Origin of the sequence: Amycolatopsis sp. cmx-11-12, assembly GCF_046269425.1 — a bacterium.
In the GTDB taxonomy this organism is placed as follows: domain Bacteria; phylum Actinomycetota; class Actinomycetes; order Mycobacteriales; family Pseudonocardiaceae; genus Amycolatopsis.
In genome coordinates this window covers 66,915-91,800 of record NZ_JADNQM010000008.1, presented here as the reverse complement: position 1 = coordinate 91,800, position 24,886 = coordinate 66,915, and the positions used below count along the sequence as shown (strand labels likewise).

General features: G+C 69.0%; 26 protein-coding genes and 2 pseudogenes. 14 read left to right on the top strand and 14 right to left on the bottom strand.

Annotated elements, in window-relative coordinates:
- Nucleotides 1-142 precede the first annotated feature (142 nt).
- The 3 genes from pspM to ACLARN_RS13365 form a co-directional block, all read right to left on the bottom strand.
- Nucleotides 143-1,132, bottom strand: coding sequence for a phage shock envelope stress response protein PspM (gene pspM / locus ACLARN_RS13375; protein ID WP_409491688.1), 990 nt, complete (start codon nt 1,130-1,132; stop codon nt 143-145).
- Nucleotides 1,133-1,204: 72 nt separating this feature from the next.
- The gene (locus ACLARN_RS13370) at nt 1,205-2,050 is read right to left on the bottom strand and encodes a PspA/IM30 family protein (RefSeq protein ID WP_076154857.1); all 846 of its coding nucleotides are present in this window, start codon (nt 2,048-2,050) and stop codon (nt 1,205-1,207) included.
- 234 nt (nt 2,051-2,284) lie between these two features.
- The gene (locus ACLARN_RS13365) at nt 2,285-3,172 is read right to left on the bottom strand and encodes an RNA polymerase sigma-70 factor (protein ID WP_409491687.1); all 888 of its coding nucleotides are present in this window, start codon (nt 3,170-3,172) and stop codon (nt 2,285-2,287) included.
- Between the two features lie 173 nt (nt 3,173-3,345).
- Between ACLARN_RS13365 and ACLARN_RS13360 the strand changes: the two genes are divergently transcribed.
- On the top strand, nt 3,346-3,831 hold the full coding sequence (locus tag ACLARN_RS13360) for a carboxymuconolactone decarboxylase family protein (protein WP_409491686.1): 486 nt from the start codon (nt 3,346-3,348) through the stop codon (nt 3,829-3,831).
- A 60-nt stretch (nt 3,832-3,891) separates the two neighbouring features.
- Here ACLARN_RS13360 and ACLARN_RS13355 read toward each other — a convergent pair whose 3' ends face one another.
- The 4 genes from ACLARN_RS13355 to rimO form a co-directional block, all read right to left on the bottom strand.
- Complete coding sequence (locus ACLARN_RS13355) at nt 3,892-4,338, bottom strand: helix-turn-helix domain-containing protein (protein WP_409491685.1); 447 nt, start codon at nt 4,336-4,338, stop codon at nt 3,892-3,894.
- Between the two features lie 101 nt (nt 4,339-4,439).
- The gene (locus tag ACLARN_RS13350; RefSeq protein WP_409491684.1) at nt 4,440-4,910 is read right to left on the bottom strand and encodes a CinA family protein; all 471 of its coding nucleotides are present in this window, start codon (nt 4,908-4,910) and stop codon (nt 4,440-4,442) included.
- Nucleotides 4,907-5,548, bottom strand: a complete 642-nt coding sequence (pgsA, locus tag ACLARN_RS13345; RefSeq protein ID WP_409491683.1) for a CDP-diacylglycerol--glycerol-3-phosphate 3-phosphatidyltransferase — start codon at nt 5,546-5,548, stop codon at nt 4,907-4,909. Before pgsA ends, ACLARN_RS13350 begins: the two co-directional genes overlap by 4 nt.
- On the bottom strand, nt 5,545-6,993 hold the full coding sequence (gene rimO / locus ACLARN_RS13340; RefSeq protein WP_409491682.1) for a 30S ribosomal protein S12 methylthiotransferase RimO: 1,449 nt from the start codon (nt 6,991-6,993) through the stop codon (nt 5,545-5,547). The genes pgsA and rimO overlap by 4 nt, the downstream gene beginning before the upstream one ends.
- Before the next feature lie 88 nt (nt 6,994-7,081).
- Here rimO and ACLARN_RS13335 point away from each other — a divergent pair, with 88 nt between their 5' ends.
- Nucleotides 7,082-7,609 carry an amino-acid N-acetyltransferase gene (locus tag ACLARN_RS13335; RefSeq protein WP_409491681.1) on the top strand — a complete coding sequence of 176 codons (528 nt, stop codon included), beginning with the start codon at nt 7,082-7,084 and terminating at the stop codon, nt 7,607-7,609.
- A 22-nt stretch (nt 7,610-7,631) separates the two neighbouring features.
- Here ACLARN_RS13335 and ACLARN_RS13330 read toward each other — a convergent pair whose 3' ends face one another.
- Complete coding sequence (locus ACLARN_RS13330) at nt 7,632-8,165, bottom strand: CGNR zinc finger domain-containing protein (protein ID WP_409491680.1); 534 nt, start codon at nt 8,163-8,165, stop codon at nt 7,632-7,634.
- Between the two features lie 58 nt (nt 8,166-8,223).
- On the opposite strand from ACLARN_RS13330, the gene ACLARN_RS13325 reads away from it, so the two are divergent.
- From ACLARN_RS13325 to ACLARN_RS13310, 4 genes and pseudogenes are all read left to right on the top strand, one after another.
- Nucleotides 8,224-9,069, top strand: coding sequence for an alpha/beta fold hydrolase (locus tag ACLARN_RS13325; protein ID WP_409491679.1), 846 nt, complete (start codon nt 8,224-8,226; stop codon nt 9,067-9,069).
- Nucleotides 9,070-9,146: 77 nt separating this feature from the next.
- On the top strand, nt 9,147-9,392 hold the full coding sequence (locus ACLARN_RS13320) for a hypothetical protein (RefSeq protein ID WP_409491678.1): 246 nt from the start codon (nt 9,147-9,149) through the stop codon (nt 9,390-9,392).
- A gap of 160 nt (nt 9,393-9,552) precedes the next feature.
- Nucleotides 9,553-9,750: pseudogene (locus tag ACLARN_RS13315) on the top strand (cold-shock protein); the annotation flags it as partial.
- A 30-nt stretch (nt 9,751-9,780) separates the two neighbouring features.
- Nucleotides 9,781-10,500 (top strand): cold-shock protein, encoded by a 720-nt coding sequence (locus tag ACLARN_RS13310; RefSeq protein ID WP_409491887.1) that lies wholly within the window; start codon nt 9,781-9,783, stop codon nt 10,498-10,500.
- Between the two features lie 235 nt (nt 10,501-10,735).
- Here ACLARN_RS13310 and ACLARN_RS13305 read toward each other — a convergent pair whose 3' ends face one another.
- The 4 genes and pseudogenes from ACLARN_RS13305 to ACLARN_RS13290 all read right to left on the bottom strand — a co-directional run bounded on the left by ACLARN_RS13305 (nt 10,736) and on the right by ACLARN_RS13290 (nt 15,475).
- Entirely contained in the window at nt 10,736-11,224 is a 489-nt protein-coding gene (locus tag ACLARN_RS13305; RefSeq protein WP_409491677.1) for a hypothetical protein, read from the bottom strand.
- 41 nt (nt 11,225-11,265) lie between these two features.
- Nucleotides 11,266-11,840, bottom strand: a pseudogene (locus tag ACLARN_RS13300) (RloB family protein).
- Nucleotides 11,837-13,060 carry an AAA family ATPase gene (locus ACLARN_RS13295; protein ID WP_409491676.1) on the bottom strand — a complete coding sequence of 408 codons (1,224 nt, stop codon included), beginning with the start codon at nt 13,058-13,060 and terminating at the stop codon, nt 11,837-11,839. The pseudogene ACLARN_RS13300 and the gene ACLARN_RS13295 overlap by 4 nt, the downstream one beginning before the upstream one ends.
- Before the next feature lie 84 nt (nt 13,061-13,144).
- Nucleotides 13,145-15,475, bottom strand: a complete 2,331-nt coding sequence (locus ACLARN_RS13290; RefSeq protein WP_409491675.1) for a DNA translocase FtsK — start codon at nt 15,473-15,475, stop codon at nt 13,145-13,147.
- On the opposite strand from ACLARN_RS13290, the gene ACLARN_RS13285 reads away from it, so the two are divergent.
- The 7 genes from ACLARN_RS13285 to ACLARN_RS13255 all read left to right on the top strand — a co-directional run bounded on the left by ACLARN_RS13285 (nt 15,465) and on the right by ACLARN_RS13255 (nt 21,098).
- On the top strand, nt 15,465-15,659 hold the full coding sequence (locus ACLARN_RS13285; RefSeq protein WP_409491674.1) for a hypothetical protein: 195 nt from the start codon (nt 15,465-15,467) through the stop codon (nt 15,657-15,659). The two genes, ACLARN_RS13290 and ACLARN_RS13285, sit on opposite strands and share 11 nt — an antisense overlap.
- 112 nt (nt 15,660-15,771) lie before the next feature.
- Nucleotides 15,772-16,581, top strand: coding sequence for a lysophospholipid acyltransferase family protein (locus ACLARN_RS13280; protein WP_409491673.1), 810 nt, complete (start codon nt 15,772-15,774; stop codon nt 16,579-16,581).
- Between the two features lie 48 nt (nt 16,582-16,629).
- Entirely contained in the window at nt 16,630-17,244 is a 615-nt protein-coding gene (gene wrbA, locus ACLARN_RS13275) for an NAD(P)H:quinone oxidoreductase (RefSeq protein WP_409491672.1), read from the top strand.
- Nucleotides 17,245-17,314: 70 nt separating this feature from the next.
- Nucleotides 17,315-17,605, top strand: coding sequence for a hypothetical protein (locus ACLARN_RS13270; RefSeq protein ID WP_409491671.1), 291 nt, complete (start codon nt 17,315-17,317; stop codon nt 17,603-17,605).
- Nucleotides 17,605-19,134: an alpha/beta hydrolase gene (locus ACLARN_RS13265; RefSeq protein ID WP_409491670.1), complete on the top strand. Its 1,530-nt coding sequence runs from the start codon at nt 17,605-17,607 to the stop codon at nt 19,132-19,134. The genes ACLARN_RS13270 and ACLARN_RS13265 overlap by 1 nt, the downstream gene beginning before the upstream one ends.
- A gap of 59 nt (nt 19,135-19,193) precedes the next feature.
- Nucleotides 19,194-19,730 (top strand): hypothetical protein, encoded by a 537-nt coding sequence (locus ACLARN_RS13260; protein WP_409491669.1) that lies wholly within the window; start codon nt 19,194-19,196, stop codon nt 19,728-19,730.
- A 399-nt stretch (nt 19,731-20,129) separates the two neighbouring features.
- Nucleotides 20,130-21,098: an EamA family transporter gene (locus ACLARN_RS13255; protein ID WP_409491668.1), complete on the top strand. Its 969-nt coding sequence runs from the start codon at nt 20,130-20,132 to the stop codon at nt 21,096-21,098.
- Here ACLARN_RS13255 and ACLARN_RS13250 read toward each other — a convergent pair.
- A complete protein-coding gene (locus ACLARN_RS13250) occupies nt 21,075-21,662 on the bottom strand; it encodes a DUF305 domain-containing protein (RefSeq protein WP_409491667.1) in 588 nt (195 codons plus the stop codon). The two genes, ACLARN_RS13255 and ACLARN_RS13250, sit on opposite strands and share 24 nt — an antisense overlap.
- Nucleotides 21,663-21,814: 152 nt before the next feature.
- Here ACLARN_RS13250 and ACLARN_RS13245 point away from each other — a divergent pair, with 152 nt between their 5' ends.
- On the top strand, nt 21,815-23,236 hold the full coding sequence (locus ACLARN_RS13245) for an amino acid permease (RefSeq protein WP_409491666.1): 1,422 nt from the start codon (nt 21,815-21,817) through the stop codon (nt 23,234-23,236).
- Here ACLARN_RS13245 and ACLARN_RS13240 read toward each other — a convergent pair.
- The gene (locus ACLARN_RS13240; protein WP_409491665.1) at nt 23,166-24,740 is read right to left on the bottom strand and encodes a substrate-binding domain-containing protein; all 1,575 of its coding nucleotides are present in this window, start codon (nt 24,738-24,740) and stop codon (nt 23,166-23,168) included. The two genes, ACLARN_RS13245 and ACLARN_RS13240, sit on opposite strands and share 71 nt — an antisense overlap.
- Nucleotides 24,741-24,886 lie beyond the last annotated feature (146 nt).

Here is a 24,886-nt window from a genome sequence, read left to right as displayed (position 1 = left end):
AAGAAACGTTAGGCACCGCGGGTTGCCGTCACCAGCGGTTTCGGGTTACGCGAGCGTTTCGGTATCACACAGTGAGCAAGTCGTTACGCAGTGGAGTATTAGCGACGACGAATGGGACGATTGTCCAGGTACACGAGCCGTCTCAGGAAAGTTCGCGCAGCGCCATGGCCAGTCCGGCGAGCTTGTCGGTCGCGTCGGACAGCGACTCCTTGGACGACGTCATGCCATCCGAGCTCGCGGCGACGGTGTGCCCGGCAGCGGCGACGAGACCGCCGTAGCCGTCGAGGCCGTCGTCGAGCTGCACGCGCAGTTGCTTGACGGCGGCGTCGAGAGCGCCCCGTTCACGCTCGGGGGCGGCGTCACGACCGCGTTCGATGGCCTGGATCCGGCCCGCGAGACTGCGCAGGGCCTGTGCCGCCTCGGCGGCGGTGGTCCGGGCGTCCGCCACGGCGATCTCCGACACCGGCATGGTGCCGAGCGACGTCGGCTGTGAAAGCTGGCGAAGCAGCTCCGTCAGCGAAGCCTCGCTCTCGACGAGGCGCTCCATCGGCTCCCGCGCGACGGACCGCGCCGGGGGCAGCGGCGGCGGAGCGGCGGGCGCGGCGGGCAGCACGGTGCGCTTGAGCGTCCGCAGCCGCAGTCCGGACCGGACGCCGAAAGTGCCGAAGACGATGGTGAACGCGCTGGCCGCGATGGTCCGGAGGACGTCGATCTGGCCGTCCTGCAACAGACCGGTGCCGACGACGACAGCGTACAGTCCACAAAGGATGGTGAGGAGAATCCAGAAGGTCAGGACACGCGAGGTCCGGCGTTTCTGTCTCTCCAGTTTGGCGGCGGGCTCGTTCCAGCGGGCCCACTTCGCCTTCGCCTCGGCGACGACCGGGATCTGCCCCGCGGCCATCGACGTCAGCTGCTGCGGCATCTTCGGCATCGGGGGCATCTTCGGCATGACCGGCCGCGGGCGCGGCTGCGTGGGCTGTGCAGGCGTCGACGGCCGGGAACCCTGCTCGGAGGGCGGGATGTAGCGCTGGAGCTTCTCCTGCGCGCGCTGGGCGTAGTCGGGCAGCTTCTCGATGTGCTTCTCAAGCTTGGCGGTGAACTCCCCGAAGTCCTTGCGCCTGCCCTGACCCATTGCCCTCGCCCCTCTGATAAGTGAGACCGGCCCCGCACCCCGCGGGATGCGGGACCGGCTCTAGGTGGTGTGTCAGGCGGGGTTCTTGCCCTGTTCGGCCTGAACCCGTGCCTGGATCTCACGCTGGATGTCCGCACCGCTCGACGCCTTCGGCGCGGCGGCGGCGGTCTTGCCGTCGGTCACCTGCGCGACGGAGTCACCCTTCATGGAGGCGCGGATCTGCTCCAGACGCGAGTGTCCGGCGAGCTGCGTCGTCGAGGCCTGGACCTCCATCATCCGACCCTGGACGGAGTTCTGTGCGAGTTCGGCCGAGCCGAGCGCGGTGGTGTAGCGCTTCTCGATCTTGTCGCGAACGTCTTCCAGTGACGGAGTGTTGCCCGGCGCGGCCAGCTCGCTCATCTGGTTCAGCGAAGCGGAGACCTGCTCCTGCATCTTCGCCTGCTCCAGCTGCGAGAGCAGCTTGGTGCGCTCAGCCAGCTTCTGCTGCAACATGGTCGCGTTGCGCTCGACGGCCTTCTTCGCCTGCGCCGCAGCCTGGAGCGACTGGTCGTGCAGGGTCTTCAGGTCCTCGATGCTCTGCTCGGCGGTGACGAGCTGCGCGGCGAAACTCTCCGCCGCGTTCTCGAACTCGGTCGCCTTCTGCTCATCGCCCTTGGCGCGCGCCTCGTCGGCGAGCACCAATGCCTGGCGGGTCGAGGCCTGGAGCTTCTCGACGTCACCGAGCTGGCGGTTCAGCTTCATCTCCAGCTGACGCTGGTTACCGATCACCGAGGCGGCCTGCTGGGTCAGCGACTGGTGATTGCGCTGCGCCTCCTCGATGGCCTGCTGGATCTGTACCTTCGGGTCAGCGTGCTCGTCGATCTTCGACGAGAACGCCGCCATCATGTACTTCCAGAACTTCACGAACGGGTTGGCCATCTCCTCCGCCTGCCTTCTCGCATCCCACGGGCTGTTACCTCGAGGTGGGGCGTCCCCTCTTGTGATGTTGCAACGTCCCGACCCCGGCGTTGAGTTCCATCGTGTCAGGTCGGCGTCCCACGTTCCAGGCGACCCCGACGGAATTCAGGGATCCCCCTGACTGTGATGTTCACGACCTTTCGGGTTCACCGGGCGGTGACCCTGGGTGAAAGCGGCTGGATCAGGGGCCCGGACTCAGCGGCGCAGAGTGGTAGCCCGATCGATCCGCGACAGCTTCTCGGGGTTGCGCACGGCGTAGAGGCCGGTGATCAGGCCGTCGTCGACGCGCACCGCGACGACGGTGTCGACCTCGCCGCCGAGCCGGAGGACCAGCGCCGGATGGCCGTTGACCTGCGCCGTCCGCATGGTGGCCGCCTCGTCCATGACCGGGCGGCTCGTGGCCAGCAGCGGTGCGACGCGGGCGGCCCCGACCACGGGTTCCAGCACGGCCTGCACCACTCCGCCGCCGTCGCCGAGGAAGACGACGTCCGGTGCGAGGACGTCGAGCAGGCCTTGCAGGTCCCCTGTCCGGACCGCCCGGTGGAACGCGTCGAGCACGCCCCGGGTCTCGGCCGGGGACGCGGCGCCGCGCGGCCGCCGGGCGGCGACGTGCGCCCGGGCCCGGTGGGCGATCTGGTGGACCGCGGCCGGGGTCTTGCCGACGGCTTCGGCGATCTCGTCGTAGGCCACGTCGAACACCTCGCGCAGCACGAACACCGCGCGTTCGGTCGGCGCGAGGGTCTCCAGCACCAGCAGCATCGCCATCGAGACGCTGTCGGCCAGCTCGACGTCCTCGGCGACATCGGGCGTGGTCAGCAGCGGTTCGGGCAGCCAAGGGCCGACGTAGGACTCCTTGCGGCGGCCGAGGGTGCGCAGCCTGCCGAGCGCCTGCCGGGTGGTGACGCGGACCAGGTAGGCCCGCGGGTTCTCCACGGTGCCGAGGTCGACACCCGACCAGCGCAGCCAGGTCTCCTGGAGGACGTCCTCCGCGTCGGCGGCCGAGCCGAGCATTTCGTAGGCGACGGTGAACAGCAGGTTCCGGTGGGCGACGAACGCCTCGGTGGCCGGGTCCGGGGCGGGCATGGGTGGCTCCTGTTCCCTCTCGACGGTGGTCGCGCACAAGACACCGGAGCTCGCCGGTTTCTGACACCTGGCGGGCGTGTTTCACGTCACGTGACCGTGCTGTCAGGCAGCGCGGGTCAGCGGCATCTGGTGGTCGTTCGCTTCACCACCCGATCATGAATGAGGACGAAGTCATGGACAGCCGTTTCGATCTGAACAGCAACGAGCTCGGCGCCAAGCTCGGCAAGCGCTTCGCCGCCGTCAGTGTGGCCATCAAGGGGTCGACGCTGCCGAAGGTCACCCAGGAACTGGTGTCGCTGCGGGCCAGCCAGCTCAACGGCTGCGGGTTCTGCGTCGACGCGCACGCCACGGATCTGGCGGCGGCCGGTGAACCCGCGGTCCGCGTCAACCTGGTCGCCGCCTGGCGCGAGTCGACCGTGTTCACCGAGGCCGAGCGGGCCGCGCTGGCCTTCGCGGAAGAAGGCAGCCGCGTCGCCGACGCTCACCAGGGCGTCTCGGACGAGACCTGGTCCCAGGTGCGCGAGCACTACGACGACGACCAGACCGCCGCGCTGGTCTACCTGGTCGCGATGATCAACGCCGCCAACCGGCTGCTCGTGATCACGCACACCAAGGGTGGTTCCTACCAGGCGGGCACGTTCGACAGCGCCGCGAGCTGATCCGGGGAAACGGGAGAGGCCCCAGGCGGACTGCCTGGGGCCTCTCTCACGTCACAGCTGCTAGGCGGCGACCATCTTCGGTGCGGAGATCGTCGTCCGCAGGGCGGGGCTCATCCGCGGCGGCGGCGAGATCCGCAGGTCGGCCAGGTCGTTGCCGATCAGCTCGGAGACCAGACGGCCGCCTTCCAGACCCGCCTCGGCGCTCTCGCGCTCCGGGGCCCGGCGCTTGCCAGCCTCGACCTTCTCGTCGACCGGGGCGACCTCGACGTTGTCGATCGCCGAGACGTCCGCCGCGACCTTGTGCAGGAGTTCGCCGAGCGGAAGCTCCAGAGCTTCGCAAATGGACGCCAGCAGCTCGCTGGACGCCTCCTTCTGCCCGCGCTCGACCTCGGAAAGGTAACCGAGGCTCACCCTGGCGGCGCGGGAGATGTCCCGCAGCGTTCGACGCTGGTTCGTGCGGGCGTGTCGGAGCCGGTCGCCGATCGCCTCGCGCAACAGCACGGTCATCACGCGCCTCCCTTCCAGGACTGACTGTCCCCTACGTTACCCAGTGCGGTGCCCCGGGCGCAGGTGTTGACACGGCAATACGCCAAGGGCGAACGCGGCGATCATGCGAGATGTTCCCTCAGCAGGGCGAACGCGCCGCGGACGGCCCCGGCCCTGACCGAAGCTCGATCACCGCTCAAGCCCAGCGTACGGACGGTGAGCACGCCCGGCCCGGCGAGACCGACATGGACGGTGCCGGGTGCGACGCCGTCCTGCCCCGCCGGACCCGCGACACCGGTCAAGCCGAGACCCCAGGTGGCGCCGCAGCGGTCCCTCGCACCGGCGGCCAACTGAGCCGCGACCTCGGGATGAACGGCGCCGTGGGCGGCGAGGAGGTCTTCGTCGACTCCGGCGAGCGAAGCCTTGAGGTCGGTGGCGTAGACGATCAGCCCGCCCCGGACGGCGGCACTCGATCCGGGGACCTCGGTCAACGTCGCGCAGACCAGTCCGGCGGTCAGCGACTCGGCCGTCGCCACCGTCTCCCCACGCTCGATCAGGTGAGTGATCAAGGTCTCAGCAGTGGTGGCGGTCATGCGCCCGCGGCACGCCGTCCGGCGGCGCGCAGCCGCACCGCGCGCACGACGTAGTCGAGCCCGGTCACGACGGTCAGCACGAGCGCGAGCCCCATCAGCACCCACCGCACCGGCTCGGCCGCCACGGGCAGGGGCAGCAGGTACGCGGTGATCGCCGCGACCTGCGCGAGTGTCTTGGCCTTGCCGCCCCGGCTGGCCGGGATGACGCCGTGCCGGATCACCCAGAACCGCAGCAGCGTCACGCCGATCTCGCGGATCGCGATGACGATGGTGACCCACCAGCCCAGTTCACCGAGCACGCTCAACCCGATCAGCGCGGCGCCGATCAGCGCCTTGTCCGCGATCGGGTCGGCGATCTTGCCGAAGTCGGTGATCAGCCCGTACTTGCGCGCGACCCAGCCGTCGACCTGGTCGGTGAACGACGCGATCGCGAACAACGCGGTGGCGATCGCGCGCCAGAACGTGTCCGTCCCGTCGCCGGTGAACAACGCCATCACGAACAGCGGCACCAGCACCAGCCGCGACATCGTGAGCAGGTTCGCCAGATTCAGCGTCGGGACCGGGGTGGCCTCGGGGACCCTGGCGTGTTCACCGCCGGTCCCCTCGCCCGCCCCGGCGTCGCTCGGGGCGGCATTCACCGGTCGGCCTCGGGCGGCGCGGGCCGCACGATCAGGTCGACACCCTCGGAGTCGACGACCTCGCAGCGCACGAAGTCACCGACCGCCAGCGAAGGCAGGTCGTCGGTCTCGATCAGGACGCATTCGCCGTCGACCTCGGGCGCCTGGTGCGCGGCGCGGCCGATCGGGTCCTCGCCGTCCTCGGCCTGCTCGATCAGGACGTCGACGAAGTCGCCGATGCGGTCCTCGGCCCGCTGGGACGTCAGCTCCTCGACCAGCGCGGAGATCCGCGAGACCCGCTCGGCCACCACGGTCTCGTCGAGTTTGCCGTCGAACGTCTCGGCCTCGGTGCCGTCCTCGTCCGAGTAACCGAAGACGCCCACCGCGTCGAGCCGCGCACCGTTCAGGAAGCGCTCCAGCTCGGCGACGTCCTCTTCGGTCTCGCCGGGGAACCCGACGATGACGTTGGTGCGGATGCCCGCGTTGGGCGAGTACTCGCGGATCTGGTCGCACAGCGCGAGGAACGAGTCCGTGAAACCGAAACGGCGCATACGGCGCAGCACGGTCTCGCTGGAGTGCTGGAAGGACAGGTCGAAGTAGTCGGCGACGCCGGGCGTGGTCGCGATGGCCTTGACCAGGCCGGGGCGAGTCTCGGCGGGCTGCAGGTAGGAGACGCGGACACGCTCGATACCGGGCACCGCGGCCAGGCGCGGGACCAGCAGTTCCAGCGCGCGGGCGCCGTCACGGCCGAAGTCCTTGCCGTAGGAGGTGGAGTTCTCCGAGACGAGGAAGACCTCCTTGACGCCATTCTCCGCGAGCCACATCGCCTCGGCGACGATCTCGTCCGGCTGCCGGGACACGAAGGAGCCCCGGAACGACGGGATCGCGCAGAACGAGCAGCGGCGGTCGCAGCCGGAGGCGATCTTCAGCGCGGCCACCGGGGAGGTGTCGAGCCGGGTCCGCAACACCCGCGGCCCCCAGCCGTGCTGCGCGTGCCCCGGCACCTCGACCGTCTCGGCGGCCGTCGGGCGCTGGACCGGGCTGATCGGCAGCAGCTTGCGGCGGTCGGACGGGGTGTGGGACTCGACCTTGCGGCCGGCCACGACGTCGTCGAGACGATCGGCCAGATCGGCGTAGTGGTCGAAACCCAGGACCGCGTCGGCCTCGGGCAGGTTCTCGGCCAGCTCGTTGCCGTAGCGCTCGGCCATGCAGCCGACCGCGACGACCTTCTTGCCGGTGTCGGCCGCGGCGAGCAGCGTGTCGACCGAATCCTTCTTGGCGGACTCGACGAAGCCGCAGGTGTTGACCACCACGACGTCGGAGTCCTCGGGCTCGGCGGCGAGCTCCCAGCCGCCCGCCGCCAGCCGTCCGGCGAGTTCCTCGGAATCGACCTCGTTGCGGGCGCAACCGAGGGTCAGCAAGGACACGCGGCGGGTGGCGACAGGATCAGTGGTGGGAGAAGGCACGTGCCTTAGGGTAGCTGGCCTGCTCTCGGGGTCGGCGATCGCTCGCTCGGGCGAGCCCTCGGCCGGGCAAGGCCTCGGTGATGGCTTAATGGTGGACGTGCCCTCAGACCCCCTCCTTCGCCGCCCCCCAACCGTCCGCCGGGCTCGGATCGCGGACGTCCGCAAGATCAAGGCGCTGGTCGACTCCGACGCGGGGACGGTGCTGCTGGAGAAGGAGCTCGTCACCCTCTACGAGAGCGTCCAAGAGTTCTGGGTGGTCGAAGACGGTGACGACGTACTCGGCTGCGGTGCACTCCACGTGCTGTGGGAGGACATCGGCGAACTGCGCACCATCGCGGTCGACAAGACCACCCGGGGTCGCGGCATCGGGCGCGCGCTGGTGCGGCAGCTGATCGACTTCGCCCGCGAGATCGGGCTGAAACGGCTGTTCGTGCTGACTTTCGAGACCCATTTCTTCGCCGGTCACGGGTTCGTCGAGATCGACGGGACGCCGGTGACGCAGGAGGTCTACGAGGAGATGCGGCGCTCGGCGGATCCGGGTGTCGCGGAGTTCCTCGACCTGCCGTACGTGAAGCCCAACACCTTGGGCAACAGCCGGATGCTGCTGGAGCTGTAGCTCCTGGTGCTGAAGGGGACTTTCAGCCCTTCTTCGCGTGGCGGGCGACCCGGACCCGGTTGCCGCACAGCGACGGCGTGCACCACACCCGCCTGCTGTTGGCCGCCACGAACAGCATCGAGCAGTCGTGCGCGCCGCAGCGTTTGAGCAGGTTCGCGCGCGGCCCCGAAACGAGGTCGATCGTGGCCACCGCGACGGCGGCGAGAGCGATCTCGCCACCGTCCTCGCCGTGCCAGATCGTCTCGGCGCCCCGAGCGGTGAGCCGCGGGCTCGCCGGGACCGCCGCCGCGGCCGCGTTGACCCGCTCGACCGCCCACGCCTCGGGCTCCCGCGCGGCTACGGCCGCTTCCAGCAGCTCACGCACCGCTGACCGCAGCCGCCTCGTCTGCTCGGCCGACGGCGCCCGCGCGCCTTCGGGCAGCCGGGAAGCCTGCATCGACCAGAACCGGTCGTGGCCGTCGTCGAGCAGATCGATCGACGGCGAGGCGGCCAGCAGGACGGTGTCGGCGAGGTTCGCCGCGAGATCGTCACCGGGAAGCGAGTCGAGATCGAGCATGCCTTGACACTATCAGGTACTAATGGTTCAAGACAGTTCTAAGCATTAGGGAGTGCTCATGGTGGCCATCCGGCACCGTTCGGTCCAGCTCGGCGACGTCGAGGTCTTCTACCGCGAGGCGGGCGATCCCGACGCGCCCGTCTTGCTCCTGCTGCACGGCTTCCCGACGTCGTCGCACCAGTTCGTCCGGCTGATGCGGCGGCTCGCCGGGAAATGGCGGCTCATCGCGCCGGATCTGCCCGGCTTCGGCCGGACCGTGACCCCCGAAGGGTTCACGTTCACCTTCGACAGGCTCGCGGAGGTGCTCGGCGACTTCGTCGACGCGCTGGAGCTGCCCCGGTACGCGCTCTACGTCTTCGATTTCGGTGCTCCGGCGGGCCTGCGGCTGGCCGTCTCACGGCCGTCCGCGGTCACGGCGCTGATCACGCAGAACGGCAACGCCTACGTCGAAGGGCTCGGGCCCGCTATGCCGGACTTCGCGACCCTTACCGACGAAACCGAGGCGAAGCGCGAATTCGCGAAGAACCTCGAACCGGCGCAGATCGAGTACCAGTACACCGGCGCCCGCGATCCGGAGACCATCGATCCCGCGAACTACCTGCTGGACCAGTACTTCCTCGAGCGTCCTGGCCGCGTGGAAGCGATGCTCGACCTGTTCTGGGACTACCGGAACAACCCTCCCGCGTACCCGAAGTTCCAGGCGTGGCTGCGGGAAGCCCAGCCACCCGTGCTCGCCGTGTGGGGCCGTAACGACCCGTTCTTCGTCCCGGCGGGAGCCGAAGCCTTCCGGAGTGATGTTCCCTCGGCGGAGGTTCATTTCTTCGACACCGGGCATTTCGCGCTGGAGGAGGACGTCGAACCGATCAGCGAGCTGATCGACCGCTTCCTGACGGCGCATCACTGAAAGGCGGCACAGGGACACCTCGGTCACCGGCCACCTGCTCAGCACGACACGGTCGGTCCGCCTCAAACCTGATCGACGTGATCGACCGGGTGCCGGTGTACGTCATCCCCTGCCTGACCGGCAGGCCGAGCGGCGACAACGCGACCGACGCCGCCTTCTACGGCGGGATCTTCCCGGCGGTGTGGAACTTCCAGCTGGCGCTGCGCTCGCGCGGCCTCGGGCTGCTGCCGGTCGCCTACACGACGGTGCCGGACTTCAAGCCCGCGTCGCGCGTGCCGCTGTCGGACGTCGCGTATCTCGACGGCTGGGGCAACGCGCTCTAGGTGGTCACTAAGACCTGGTCTCAAAACTCGGCGTGTCGCTAGGTGAACCAACGGCCCGCCCCTGGCTTCGCACCGCCCGCCTGTGGGCCCGGCCCGACGGACCGGAGGTCTGTCAGAGAGACTGGGGGCCAGTGCCCGCCCTCTCGACCTGGAGCCTTTTATGCCGCAAGGGACTGTCCGTTGGTTCGACGCCGAACGGGGTTTCGGCTTCCTCGCGCCCGAGGACGGCTCGCCGGACGTGTTCGTGCACGCCTCCGAGATCGTCGGGGACGACGGCGCGAAAATGCTCCGCGAGGGTCAGGCCGTCGTGTTCGAGGTCGGCGAGAACGACCGCGGGCCCCAGGCACTGCGCGTTCGCGTCACCGCCGATGCGGCCACCGGCAGCGCCGTGGGCCTGCTCGGCACCGTCAACTGGTACGAGCCAGGCAAGGGGTACGGCTTCGCGTCGCCGGACGGCGGCGGCGCCGACATCTTCGTGCACAGCTCCGCCATCGTGACCGGCGGCGTGGTCACCGAGGGGCAGCGGGTGGCCTTCCTGATCGTCGAAGGCGAGCGCGGCCCGCAGGCCGGGCACGTGATCCCGCTGGGAGCAGGGGCCGGCTCACCCGCTGCGGCTGGTATCGCCGACGGTGCCGACGGCACGGTGGCCTGGTACGACGAGGACAAGGGCTTCGGCTTCATCAACCCCGACTCCGGCGCCGGGGACGTCTTCGTTCACGCCCGGGCCCTGGCCGAGGGGCTGACGTGGCTCGCGGAGGGCGACCGCGTCGCCTACGAGGTGGCTAGTGGAGACAAGGGCCCGCAGGCCCGCGACGTGCACCTGGTCCGGGGCACCGAGCCCCAGACGGCGCCGCAGCGGCTGGCACCTGCCGCGGCCGCAGGGCCGGCGGCGCGGGACGTGCCCGCACGAGGCGGCGAGGGCGTCGTCGCGCGCTACGACGAGGACAAGGGCTTCGGCTTCATCACCCCGGACGCAGGCGGCGACGATCTCTTCGCCCACGTGTCCGTGATCGTGGGGTCGGAGCCGCTGCAAAAGGGTGACCGGGTCCGGTACGCGGTGCGTCAGAGCGACCGGGGCCCGCAGGCCGACCGCATCGAACGCCTCTGACGAGGCGGCCCCACCGATGGCTGATCACTTCCCGACGAGAGTGCTCGTTCATCCCCGTCGATGGTGCCGTCAGCAACGCGGCTGCAGCCTCCTCCAGGAGATCGATTGCCCTCGTGGTGACGGGGGCCCCGTGCCGACCCGCCGCTGCTGCGTCGTCTTCGCCACGACTGCCCACGATCGACGACCAGGACCGGCAGGTTACGCAGTGACACACCCTTAAGTTTTGAGACCAGGTCTAAGCCTTGGACACCCGCAGGGTGACCTGGTCGCCCCCCGAGCTCACGGCGACCAGGTCCACCCGGCAGGCGGCGAACTCGACGGACTGCCTGCCACCGCGCGCGGTGGAGGCGACTTCCGCCGTCGTCCGCTCACCGCGTCCGGGTTCGGCGAGGGTCAGTTCGACCACGGCCTCCCCTTCCCAGACGCAGACCATGCCCTCGGCGCAGCGGGAATCGGACACCAGCCGCGCGAAGCGGATGCTGACGTCCTTCGACGCGACTTCGGTCGTGTCACCGGCCTTGAGGACGACGGTTTCTCCCAGCTCCACGGTGCCCTGGGGCTTCTCTTGAGGCTTGGGAGCGGGTTGAGGCTGCTGGTGCGCCGGCGCGGGCTGGACCAGCGTGGGCTGGACGGCCGGGGGTTGTTCGCGCGCGGCGGAGCTGCCGGCCCCGCACGCGAGGCCGACCAAGGCGCAGAGCACGACGAGCAGCTTCTTGGGGTCCACGGGCTAGGGACGTAGCGGAGCCGCCGGTCCGTTGCATCGGGTCAGGTGATCTTTTCGACCAAGGCCCAGACACCGGTGGACGGGTTGCTGCCGTGCTCCGCGCCCGGCTCGCCGTTCTGCTTTCGCGCACGCGTGACCGCGGATTCGACCCCGCTCTCGTAGTCGGCGAAGCGCAGAGCGGTTTTGCTGACTCCCGGAACATGCTTGACCAGGCGTTTCGCGACGTCGCCGTAACACGTCAGAGGCGCCGAGCATGCCTCGAAATGCAGCAACAACCAGAACTCGAAACAAGGGTTCGAGATCGCCAGGTTGATCCGGAGCCTGCGAGCGGTCGTGACCGCCTTGTCGAGGTCGAAATCGTCGACGTCGACCACACACCACACCTCGTCGTGGGTGCCTTCGGCGCGGTCGCGCATCCCGCCGCGTACTTGACCACATTGTCCGGGTCGCCGCGTTTTGCCTTGATCTTGATCGTGACGGCCGGATTCCGGCGAACCCGCTTGAGTCCCTCGAAATACGCGGGCTCCGTGGCCTCCGCACCGCAGACGACGAGGATCGACGTTCGCTGCTCCCGGAATGCCGGTCGCCTCCGGCCGCTGTTCTCCCTGCGGGTCATCTGCCCAGCACTGCCTCGGCGAAATCGTCCAGCACCGGTACGGCTCCGTAACTACCGGCGAGGTAGCGCCGCTCGGTGTTCTGATCCTTGCGCGGCTTGAAGTCCGTGAGCGGGTACAGCTCGCTGGCCCCCTCGGCGTTCTTGTCGACGAACCAGACCTGGTCCCGTTCCAGGACGCTGTCGCCGAGCATGGTGCCCAAGAGGCTCGTGTCGTGCGTGGTGAAGATGAGCTGGGCGCCGTTCGGATTGGTCTCCTCGGCCTGGAAGAGACCGACGAGCCTCGCGGTCAGCATCGGGTGCAGGCTGGAATCGATCTCGTCGACGATGAGAACCTGCCCTTCGTCGAGCGCGTCCAGGACGGTCGGAATGAGCCTGAGCCAATTCCTGGTTCCGGCGGATTCCTCGTGCAACTCGAAAGGCGCGTCGGCTTTCCTGTGCAGGAAGGCCAGCCTCCATCGCGGCCCGGAGACGGGACCCGGTCGCGGCAAGAGCCGCGTCTCTTGGTGCCCCGCCGGCTCGTCGATCCGCTCCGCGATGACGTCCTCGATTCCCACGTCAGCAGCCGCGAGAAGGGACAACAGGCGACGACTATTCCGTGTGTCGCGTTGCAGGAAGTTCCCGACCCGGCTCCCCACCTCATCGGAAGCCCACGGCCCCTCGACCGAAGTGATCCTGAGAATGCGCTCGAACCAGCGATAGACCGGCATCAAGGGGCCGAGTTCGAGTCCGGAGCAGAAACTCAGTACCAGCACGTCCCCCCGGATCAATTCCTCCAGAGCAGTGAACTTGCTCCTCAAACCCGACGAAGTGGACCCGAATCGGAGCTCGTCCCCGGTCCGCTCGAACACGACTCGCCGACGCTTCTCCGGGTAGGCGTATAGCCATTCTTCGACGACCGCGTCGTCGCTGGCACGGAAGCCGTAGGTGTATCGAGTTCCTTCAGCGAGGATCTCGATCACGAAGGTCGACGGGAGCCCTGGCGCTTGGGCGTCCAGGCGAAAGATGCCGCGTGGCCAGGCTCCGAGGACCTTCGATGTCAGCACTCCGACCGCCATATAGGTCAGCCCGTCGAGAAGGTTCGACTTGCCGGAGGCATTCGCGCCGTAGATCGCGGCCACCGGGACCGCCGGGCGACTGTCCCCCGGCATGGCGGGCACCAGGAGCAGTTCCTGCTCGTCGTGGAACGAGCGATGATTGCCCAGCCGGAAGCTTCGGAGCACCCTGGACACCTCCCCGGCAAAGTTTCAGGCCGTTCTGTACCAGTAAACCGCACAGAAGGGCCTGAAGCATCATCCAGGTCCGGCTCAGTCGTCGTCGGAGACGTCTCCGCCTCCTCCGTCCCCGCCGCCGCGGATCATGAACAGCACCGACTCCAGCTCCTCCGGCTTGATCAGCACGTCTCGCGCCTTCGAGCCCTCCGAAGGCCCGACGACGCCCCGGCTTTCCAGCAGGTCCATCAGGCGCCCGGCCTTGGCGAACCCGACGCGCAGCTTCCGCTGCAGCATCGACGTCGAGCCGAACTGCGAGGTGACGATCAGCTCGGCGGCCTGCAGCAGCACGTCGAGGTCGTCGCCGATGTCGGCGTCGATTTCCTTCTTCTCGCCGGCCTTCGCCGCGGTGACGCCGTCCTGGTAGTCCGGCTGCGCCTGCTCCTTGGCGAAGTTCACCACCGCGGAGATCTCTTCGTCGCCGACGAAGGCGCCCTGGATGCGGACCGGCTTCCCGGCACCCATCGGCAGGTACAGCGCGTCACCCATACCGATGAGTTTCTCCGCGCCCGGCTGGTCGAGGATGACCCGCGAGTCGGTGAGCGACGAGGTCGCGAACGCCAGCCGCGAGGGCACGTTGGTCTTGATCAGGCCGGTCACGACGTCGACCGACGGGCGCTGCGTCGCCAGGACCAGGTGGATACCGGCGGCACGCGCCTTCTGGGTGATCCGGACGATCGCGTCCTCGACGTCACGTGGCGCGGTCATCATCAGGTCGGCGAGCTCGTCGACGATCGCCATGATGTACGGGTACGGCGCGTACACGCGCTCGCTGCCGGGCGGCGCGGTGATCTCGCCCGAGCGCACCTTCTTGTTGTAGTCGTCGATGTGCCGGACCTTGTTGACCTGCATGTCCTGATACCGCTGCTCCATCTCCTCCACCAGCCAGGCCAGCGCCGCGGCGGCCTTCTTCGGCTGGGTGATGATGGGCGTGATCAGGTGCGGGATGCCCTCGTACGGGGTCAGTTCGACCATCTTCGGGTCGATCAGGATCATCCGGCACTCGTCCGGCGTCGCCCGCGCGAGCAGCGACACCAGCATCGAGTTCACGAAGCTCGACTTACCGGAACCGGTGGATCCCGCCACCAGCAGGTGCGGCATCTTCGTCAGGTTCGCGGTGACGAAGTGGCCCTCGATGTCCTTGCCGAGGCCGATGACCATCGGGTGGTTGTCCTTGACCGTCGACGGCGCGCGCAGCACGTCGCCGAGGCGCACCATCTCGCGATCGGAGTTCGGGACCTCGATGCCGACCGCGGATTTGCCGGGGATCGGTGCCAGCAGCCGGACGTTGTCGGTCGCCACCGCGTAGGCGATGTTCTTGGTCAGCGCGGTGATCTTCTCGACCTTCACGCCGGGTCCGAGTTCGACCTCGTACCGGGTGACCGTCGGGCCCCGCGTGAAGCCGGTGACCTGCGCGTCGACGTTGAACTGGTCCAGTACGCCGGTGATCGCCTCGATCATGGCGTCGTTGGCCTTGCTGCGGGACTTCGGCGCGTCGCCGAGCTTCAGCAGGTCCGGCGGCGGGAGCTTGTAGTCGCCTTCGACGGTCCTGGTGACCGCCATCGGCGGCTCGGCCTTCTTCGGCTTCTTCTCCTCGACAGGCTTGGGTGGGGCCTTCGGCGGGCGAAGCGGCGTCGGGGCTTCGGCCAGTGCGGCTTCGATGTCGAGCTGTTCCCCCGCGTTGTCGCCGGCGCCCTGGCGGCGCCGCGACGGTTTCCGCAGGCGGACCGACTTCGGGTCGGCCTCGGTGACGGCGTCGCGTTCGTCGTGGATGGCCTTGCGCTCGGCCTCGGCCTCTTCGATCTCTTCGGGGTCGAGGCCCCAGTTGCGCAGCCGGTGCGGAATCTCGCGGACCGGGGTCCCGGTGAACACGAGCGTGCCGAACAGCAGCACCAGTACCAGCAGCGGTACGGCGACCCAGGTGGTGACGCCCATGGTCAGCAGGCCGCCGGAGAACGCGCCGATCGCCCCACCGGCGTACATCCGCGCGTCGTTGGTCTCGGGCAGCGCGGTGAAGATGTGCAGCAGGCCGAGCACGGACAGGATGACGAGGATGGTGCCGATGACCATCCTCGGCCGGGCTTCCGGCATCGGTTCCGACCGCATCAGCGCGACGGCCGCCACGACCAGGACCAGCGGCAGCGTCACCGCCCCTGCCCCCAGCAACGAGCGGGTGCCGACCTCCACCCAGCCGCCGATGGGGCCCGCGGCCCGCCACCAGACGCCGAACGCGATCACCAGCGCCAGCGCGATCAGGCCGAGGGCGAGACCGTCGCGGCGGTGTTCGGGTTCGAGCTCGCGGCTGCGGCCGACCGTCCTCGCGAGGGTGCCGAGCCCCTTCGCGAGCAGGTTCCAGGTGCCGCGCACGCCCTTGGCGAACGTGCCGGAAGACTTCTTCCTCGGCGCCGGGCGCCGTGGAGCGGGCTTCCTCGCCGCCGTTGACCTGGGCTTCGCCGGGGTACGCGGCTTCCGCGCCGGCCCCTTGCTGCCGCCGCTTCGCGCCGTACTCCGTTTCCTGGTCGTCGACCCGCTAGCCATGTCTCCACGGTAACCCCTCGACCCTCCAGCCCCGGGTGCCACTCGGAGCACATTCGGAACTTTCGTCTCAGGTCACAGCTTGAGCGGCCATCCGGGTGAAAAGCGGTTCATGACATGCTCTGCCCATGTTCGCGCTGCATCAGGATGAGAATTCGGCTCGCCGCGCCCCAGCGATCTGGCGCACGATGCTGAACATCGACCGGGGGCTGGTCAATTTCGTCGGCAAACTCACCGTGACCGGCGGTGTCCCGGCGGAGCTGCGCCGGAAGCCCTTGCTCATGACGGCCAACCACATCGGTGTGTTCGACGCGTTCGTGCTGATGGCGGCCTGCAAACGGATCGGCATCAACCCGCGGTTCATGCTGGCGGGCGGCATCCTCGACGCGCCGGTCATCGGCCCGGCGCTGCGGGCCAGCGGCCACCTGCGGGTCGACCGCAAGCAGGCTTCGACGGCCATCGGCCAGTTCGCCGAGGCGACCGCGGCCCTGCGCACCACCCGTGACCCACTCATCGTCTACCCGGAAGGCCGGATCAGCCACGATCCCGGCCTGTGGCCCGAACGCGGCAAGACCGGCGCCGCCCGGCTCGCGCTGGCGGCCGGGGTGCCGGTGATCCCGATCAGCCAGTGGGGCGCGCACGAAGCCGTCTATTGGGGGACGGAGACCGTCAACGGTCCCGCCGACCTGGTGCCGCTCGCGAAGTCCGGACTGAGCGCGCCGATGCGCCGTCCCCGCTTCCAGGTGCACTTCGGCGACCCGGTGGACCTGTCGGAGGTCGAGCCGGAGCGGCCGGGCGCCGGTGTCCGCGCGCACGCCAAGATCATGCAGGCCATCACCGACGGCTTGGTGCCGTTGCGCCGCGGTGAACTGGACAAGCCGCGGTTCCACGACCCGACGCGGCCGACCGACACCGTCAGCCCCTGGAAGAAGTACTGAGTTCCGGATCCTGAGACGGGTGCTCACCCTCACCTAGGGTCGGCGGACGTGAGCACCCGCATCCTCGTCGTCTACTACAGCGCGACCGGCAACACCGCGAAACTGGCGTCGGCGCTGGCCGACGGCGCCCGCGGAACCGGCGCCGAAGTCCGTGTCCGCACGGTTCCCGAAACGGCCCCGCCCGGTGCGGTGGCGAGCAATCCGCGCTGGCAGGCCTGGGTGGACGCGGGGCCCCACCATGAGCACGCGACGCTGGAAGACCTGGAGTGGGCCGACGGTTTCGCGGCCGGGAGCCCGACCCGGTTCGGTGGGCCCGCCGCCCAGTTGAAGTCCTTTTTGGACAGTACCGGCGGCTTGTGGGCCAAGGGAAAGCTGGCGAACAAGGTCGCGACGTCGTTCACCACCGCGTCCACCGCGCACGGCGGGCTCGAATCGACGGTGCTGGCGACGAACAACATCTTCTACCACTGGGGCGCCATCGTCCTGCCGCTCGGCTACACCGACCCGCAGCTGCTCGAATCGGGCAATCCGTACGGCGGCTCGTTCGTCTCGCGCAAATCAGCCGAACCCGACGACCTCGCCCTGGACGCCCTTCGCCTCCAGGGGCGGCGGCTCGCCACCGTCTCGCGCTATGTCGCCGACGGCCTCTTCAAGGACGGGTGAAGGGAACCGCTCTCCCGCCTCCCGCGTCGTAAGGTGGTCACACAGCGTCACGCTACGGGGAGGAAGCGGGATGACCGGCGGGTTCGAGGTGGTTCTGGAAGCGATCGGCGCCGCGTCAAACGCGGCGGAACGGGCTTCGGGCGACGTCGGGCAGGTGAACCTCGCGGCCACACTCGCCGGTGTGGCGGCAGGCCTGCCGGGCGGTGTGTCCGGTGAAGCGGCGCGACTGCTCGCGGACGCCTGGGGCCGCGCGGTGCCCGGCTGGGCGGCGAACGCCTCGGAGTACGCCGCGCAACTCGGCGAAGCCGCCGTCCGCTACCGCTCGAACGAGCTGGCGGCATCCCGGGAACTCCCCGTCTGATGCTCACCTGGGGCGACGTACGCCGATGGGATCCGGCCGCGATCGGCGCTGTCGCCGACGCGCTCAACGACGGCTGCACCCGGATCATCGCCGCGAACGACGACGTCGAATCCATGGCGCGGTTCCCCGGCTGGACCGGTGAGGCCGCCACCGCCGCGTCGACGCGGGGCGAATCGCTCACATCCACCTTGGAGCAACTGGTGGCCGAAGCGGCCGCGGTCCGGCGGGGCGCGCACGAGGTGCAGATCGCGCTGGACCGGATCGTCGCGTTCGTCCGGGAGACCGACGAACTCGCTTCCCGGAACGGCCTGACCATCGGCTCCGGCGGGGAGATCGCTTCTTCCGGTGGGCCTTCCGAGCCGCGCGTGATGGCGGAACTGGCCGACCGGGTCGAGCAGATCCTGCGCCGCGCCACCGACGTCGACGCCGATTTCGCCGCCATCATGCAACGGGCGCTTCGCGGTGAGATCACCGAACAGGGTGTCGGCACCCTCGCCCAAGCCGTGGACGTCGGCGCCGCGCAAAGCGGCCTGTCGATCATCGGGCCACCGGAGAACGGCTCCCCCGGTGACAACAAGGCCTGGTGGGACAGCCTGTCGGATACGGCGAAAGTCGCTCTGCTGCACGGAAATCCGGGTCTCATCGGGAATCTCGACGGTATCCCGGCCACCGACCGCGACGCCGCCAACCGCGCCGTCCTCGCCACTGAAATCACGCGGCTCCAAGGCGATCCGAAGGTGAAAGGCCTGGAAGCCATCGCGCGGCGGCTGGACCAGCCGGAACCGCGTGCGTTCCTGCTGGGGCTGGACACTGGCGGCGACGGGAAGGCGATCGTGTCCGCGGGGAACCCGGACACGGCGACGAATGTGGCGACGTACGTGCCGGGGACCGGGTCGGAACTGGCGAAGATCGGCGGCGACCTGAACCGCTCCGACAAGATGTGGGCCGTCGCGACGACCGCGGGCTCCCCGTCGACCGCGGTGATCACCTGGCTCGGCTACGACGCCCCGAACGGGCTCACCGACGCCGCGAGCGAAAAGTACGCCGACGGCGGTAAAGCCGCGCTCGCCGGATTCCAGGACGGCCTGCGGGAAACGCATCAAGGACCGCCGTCGCACAACACGGTGCTGGGCCACAGCTACGGCACGACGGTCGTCGGTCACGCCGCCCGCGACGGCGGCCTCGCCGCGGACGAACTCGTCTTCGTGGCGAGCCCGGGTGTCGGCGCGCACGATGTGAGCGAACTGCACCTCGATGGGGTGGATCAGGGCGAAGTCGGCAAACATGTGCACGCGACGGTGGCCGAACACGACATGATCAATCTGGCGAACCTCGAGGTCGCCGGGTATGACGTGGTGCTCGGGCAGGACCCGACCGACGCGGACTTCGGCGGGCAGGTGTTCACCTCGGCGCCGGGGACGGACGGGTTCGGCGGGTACAGCCAGGAAGCGCACAGCGAATACTGGGAAGACAACAACCCTTCACTGCGGAATATCGGCCTGATCATCGCCGGGAAGCCTGCCTCGTGAAACTCCTGACCGCTCTTCTCGTGCTCTTGTCGGCCTGCTCCCCCGGAGGTGGAGACGCCATGAAACCGACCATCACCGAACACCAGGCGAAAGACAGGGTCGAGCTGTACATCCAGACCGTGCTCTCGACACTGCCCGCCACGGCGCGGCGAAAACTGTTCACCCAGAACCGATCCGAGTGCACCGACCCGACCGACAAGGGCCCCCGAGGCCGCTTCGAAATCTCCGCGACCTACGAAGTGACCGGTCTCGACGTGGCGAAGTTCGCCGAATACTTCGATGCCATCGTCGAATGGTGGTCGGCTCACGATTTCAAGGTCCTGACCGATTCCCGGCCGAAAGACCAGTACGTCTTCGCCCGCAACAATGCGGATGCTTTCGACATGTCCGTCCAGGCGAACGATCTCGGCAAGTTCTATGTCGGCGCGACCTCCCCCTGCGTCTGGCCGAACGGCACCCCCGAACCGCAAGCCCTAGAAGAGCCTGCCGCCGCACCGGAACCGGAACCCGCTCCAGCCCGAAAGCCTCGCCGCGCTCCCGTCGATGACGACGACTTCGACCAGACCAACTGGACCGACGGCGGCCCCTCCTACTGAGCTCAGTGCCTGTGTGGCTTTTGGGACGTCAGATGTCCCAAAAGCCACACAGCCCGGCGAGACCGTCCCTGTCACGACCGGTTCCGGAAGGGGGTATGCGTCCTCGACCGGAGCCAGTGAACACAAGCGCCCGACATCGGCACGTCAGGCGGCGAGGCGTCCGTGAAGGACCCCTTCCCTCGGCTCAGCCGCAAACTCGACTTCGACCAGACCTTCTCAAGTACATGAAGGCCCCCTTCCTTGCGCCTAGCGCAAGGAAGGGGGCCTTCATGTACTTGAGACGACCAGACCAACTGGACCGACGGCGGCACCTCCTACTGAGCTCGCTACTCGGCCCGCACAACCCAGTCGCTGGGAAAACGGCTGGCCCCGTCGTCACCCGGCCTCTACCCTCCGGCCGTGACCGCCGAACTCGCCGCCCCCTCCCAGCACGTCGCGCATCGCGGCCGGGGCATCGTGCTCATCCTGCTCGCCGCGCTCTTCTTCGGGACGTCGGGCGTGCTGGGCAAACCGGCGATGCAGGCGGGGCTGTCGCCGGAGCAGGTCGCGGCGATCCGCATCGGGTTGTCGGCGATCGTGTTGCTCGCGCTGGTCGCCGCGTTCCGGCCGCGACTGCTCAAGGTGGCGAAACACGAGTGGCCGCTGCTGCTGGCGTACGGCTCGCTCGGTGTGGCGGGCGTCCAGCTCATGTACTTTCTCGCGGCGGGCCGGATCCCGGTGGGGATCGCGATTCTGCTCGAGTTCACCTCGCCGGTGCTGATCGCGCTGTGGGTGCGGTTCGTGCGGCGGGTGCGGTTGCCGAGGGCGATGTGGGCGGGGATCGCGCTGGCGATGACCGGGCTCGTGCTGGTCGCGCAGGTCTGGGAGGGACTCACCCTGGACGTCCTCGGGTTGCTCGCCGGGCTCGGCGCGGCGTTCTGCTCCGCCGGGTACTTCCTGCTCGGGGAGCGCGGCGTCGCGAACCGGGATCCGCTCGGCATGGTGACCTGGGGGATGACGATCGGCGCGGTCCTCGTCTGCGCGGTCGCGCCACCGTGGACGATTCCGTGGGACGTCCTCGATGCCCCGACCGCGTTCGGGCCGTGGCAGCCGCCGGTGTGGTCGCTGCTGATCGCGCTGGTGCTGATCGCGACCGTTCTGGCCTACGCGACAGGGATGACGGCGCTGCGCCATCTTCCGGCGTCGGTGGCGAGCGTCGTGGGGCTGGTGGAGCCGCTGATCGCTGCCACGGCGGCCTGGCTACTGCTCGGTGAAGCGCTCAACTGGATTCAAGCCGCGGGCGCGGTGGTGCTGCTGACCGGCGCGTACATCGTCCAGCTGAATTCCAACGTCGTCCAGACGGACTCAACCCTGCTGGAAGCCCCGTAGGTCGCTGATCTCCTGCTGCTGCGAACGCGACGTCGTCGCGGCGAGGTCGCGGGCGTCGGGGTTGCGGCCGTGCTGGGTTTCGGCGTCGGCGATGCGGACGCCCGCCTCGCGCTGCTTCTGCAACCGCGAGACGAACTTGCGGTCGAAGTCCTTTCCGGACAGTCCGGCCAGTTCCGCCATGTCGCCCGGGCCGATGTACCCGTCGCGCTGGATGTGTTCGAGGTTCGGGTCGTCCGGCGCCGCCTGGCCCCAGGACTCGATGAGCGCGGACAGCCGGGCGATCTCCGGTTCGTGCGTGTCGATGACCCGCTTGGCGAGTGCCTTCAGCTGGGCGTTCTCGGCGCGGGTTTCCGCCAGGGAAGCCAGATCCACGCCCTGCTGGTGATGCGCGAGGGCCTGCCGCGCGAACGCGACATCGGCGTCGTTGAACGGAACGGCGGCCTGCTGCGCCAGCGGTGACGACCCGGGAGGCGCCGTCTGTGACTGGGGCGCCCCGTCCGAGCAGCCGGCCAGCACGGCGGCCAGGGCGACGGCAGGCAGTAACCGGAGGACGGCGTGCGGCATCGAAGTGCTCCTCGGAACGCGCGGTGGAGGTGCCTAGGTTCGCAGAGCCCGCATCGGCCTGTTCACCGGGGGTTGCGCAAACACTTTTCCTCCGACTCTTGCGGTGCGACAATCCCGCGATTCACCGCCACGGCGTCAGGAGGTAACCGCGAATGGGCGCAGAAACCACCCCGGACCGGACCACCGAGCGGACGGGCCTGCGCCCGGACCTGCGGCAACGCCACGTCCGGATGATCGCGCTCGGCGGCATCATCGGCGCGAGCCTGTTCATCGGCAGCGGCGCGGTCATCCACACCGTCGGCCCGGCGGCCGTCCTCTCCTACGCCATCGGCGGCCTGATCGTCGTGCTGGTGATGCGGATGCTCGGCGAAATGGCGACGGCCGCGCCGTCACAGGGTTCCTTCATGGAATACGCGCGGACCTCGCTCGGCGGCTGGGCTGGCTTCACCGTCGGCTGGCTGTACTGGTACTTCTGGGTCGGCGTGGTCGCGTTCGAGGCCGTCGCCGGAGCGAAGATCCTCCAGACCTGGATTCCCGTTGTACCGCAATGGATCTTCTCGCTCGTGCTGATGCTGCTGCTGACCGCGACCAACCTCGCCTCGGCCCGTTCGTTCGGGGAGACGGAGTTCTGGCTCGCGTCGGTCAAGATCGCCACGATCGTGGTGTTCCTCGTGGTGGGTGTCCTATTCGTGCTCGGGGCCTGGCCCGGCGGATCGTTCTCGGTCGGCAACATCGCGCAGGACGGCTTCCTCGCCAACGGCCCGTTCTCGGTGGTGCACGGCGTGGTGATCGTGATCTTCTCCTACTTCGGCGCGGAGATCGTCACCATCGCCGCCGCCGAAGCGCGGGAGCCCGAAGCCGCCGTGCGCAAGGCGACCTCGTCGATCGTCTGGCGGGTCATCTTGTTCTACGTCGGATCGGTGACGCTGCTGGTGATGATCACCGGCTGGCGCGACATCCCGACCACGACGAGCCCGTTCGCCGCCGCGTTCGGCCGGTTCGGCATCCCCGCCGCCGAAACCGTGGTCAGCGCGGTGGTGCTGACGGCCGTGCTGTCGGTGCTGAATTCCGGGCTGTACACCGCTTCGCGCATGCTGTTCGCGTTGCACGGCAACGGCTGGGCGCCGAGGTGGATCGCGGACACGAACCGACGCGGCGTGCCGTGGAAGGCGATCCTGGTGTCCACTTCGGTCGGTTACGTCGCCGTGGTGATGAACTTCGTTTCTCCGGACAAGATCTTCTACTTCATCATCAACTCGGCCGGCGCTGTCGCGTTGTTCGTCTACGCGATCATCGCCGGCTCGCAGCTGCGGATGCGGCGCCGTCTGGAGGCAGAGGCGCCGGAACGGCTGAAGCTGCGCATGTGGGGCTACCCGGGGCTGAGCTGGCTCACCCTCGCCGGGACGCTGGCCGTGGTCGCGTCGATGCTGTTCGTCGACGCCGACACCCGCGCCCAGTTGTCCCTGAGCCTGATCAGCCTGGCGGTGATCCTCGGCGTCTACTTCATCCAGCGCCGGCGATCCGGCCGAGAGCCCCGTAAAACACCTCTCCGATCTTCGCGGGATCGCGGCTGAGGAAAGCCTGGCCGTCGACCGGCGCGACGAGCTGCCCGAGTTCGGCACCGTCGGCGTCCGGGCCGATCCCGATGCCGATCAACGGCATCGGGCGGCCCGGGTCTCGCAGCTTTCCCAGCTCCGCCACCAGGTTCTCCCGGCTGATGCCGCCGGGGTCGGTGTTGCGGCCATCGGTCATCACGATGACGAGGTTCAGTTTCCCGGGCGCCCATTCCTCGCGCGCGTGTCGATAGACGTCGAGGACACTGTCGTAGAGCCCGGTCTGCCCGTCCGGAACGGCGCGGACCGCGCGCAACCGGTCCACCGCGGCCAGCTGCTGCCCGACCGGCGCCATCGGGAGGATCTCCCGGTAATCACGCTCACCGTCCACTTTGGTCGCGAAAGCCAGGAAACGGACCTGTGAGGCGGGTTTGAACAAGTGCAGGGCGTTCTCCGCCGCCTCCAGCGTGATCCGCAGGCGGGATTTGCCGGTGCCGGGGACCGGTGCGCTCATCGAACCGGAGACGTCGATGAGCACCTGGACCCGGGCGCTCGCGTTCACCCCGGCCCACTGGCTGAGCGCTTTGTCGACCTCGGCGGCGGCCGGGATTTCGGCGCTGCGCTGCCCTTGCGCCGAAACGCGCTGATCGGTTTCGGTCAGCCGCAACGCCTGCCCGCCCGGGGCGCGGAGTCCCGGCCGCGTGCTGGTCGCGGCGCCGTTCAGCAAGGCCCGCTTCAGTTCCGCGACCGCCTCACCCTCTTCCTGGGTCGCGCCCGCGATCTCGACGAACGGGTAGTCGAGCGACGGGGACGCGGGTGAGTACGCGGCCACCAGCGCGGCCTCGCCCCCGGAAAGCTCGGAATTGTGCCGTAGCACCGCGTTTTCCGACGCGGGGAGCACCGTCACCGTCGTGTCGGCTGGGTCGGCGGAAAACTTCCGGAGCAGGGCCACGTACGCGCCGGCGGGATCCGGGGCGCTCTTCGCGACATCGCGGAGAGCCTGCAACGCGGAGACACCGACGGGGTCACGCGCGGGATCCGGCATTCCGGCGACGATTCCGTCGATTCCGGCGCTGCCGAGGACGTCCAGCCAGGTCAGTGGCTTGTGCGGCCAGCCGAGCCGTCTCGCGACCGGTTCCGCGACCGCGAGCACCACCGGCGAGCTGGCCACCGACGGCCCGGATTCGGGGACTCCTTTGGCACGGCGCAGGAACAGCGTCGAGGACGGGATCCAGGCCTGAGGCCGGGGCGCGGTTCCGGACAGTTCCTCCGCCATCTGGAGGGATTCCCTGGGCTGGACGTCGAAAGCGACACAGGCGAGTCGGAGGTCGCGAGCAGTCGCGGTGACGGCGGGAGCGATGTCGGGCGACGCGGCGACGACCACCCGCGTCGGCTCGCATTCGGGCTCGGAACGCGCCATGGCCAGGGCCACCCAGGTGGCCGCGCCGAGCACGGCCACCAGCGCGAGGGCCAGCAGGGGGAGCAGCATCCGTCTTCGGGTCCGAGCGGTGGCATGACGTCCCATCGGCTCTCCCGGTATGGGGGCTGGGTGGCGTCCGAGGGTACGCCGCCCCCACCCCTAGGGGAAGGCTGCGACCTGCGGCGTATTCGAACCCTCCTGAGGCGGGAGGTGCCCGGGAGCGGATCGCGGAACACTTGCCCCGTAAGGAA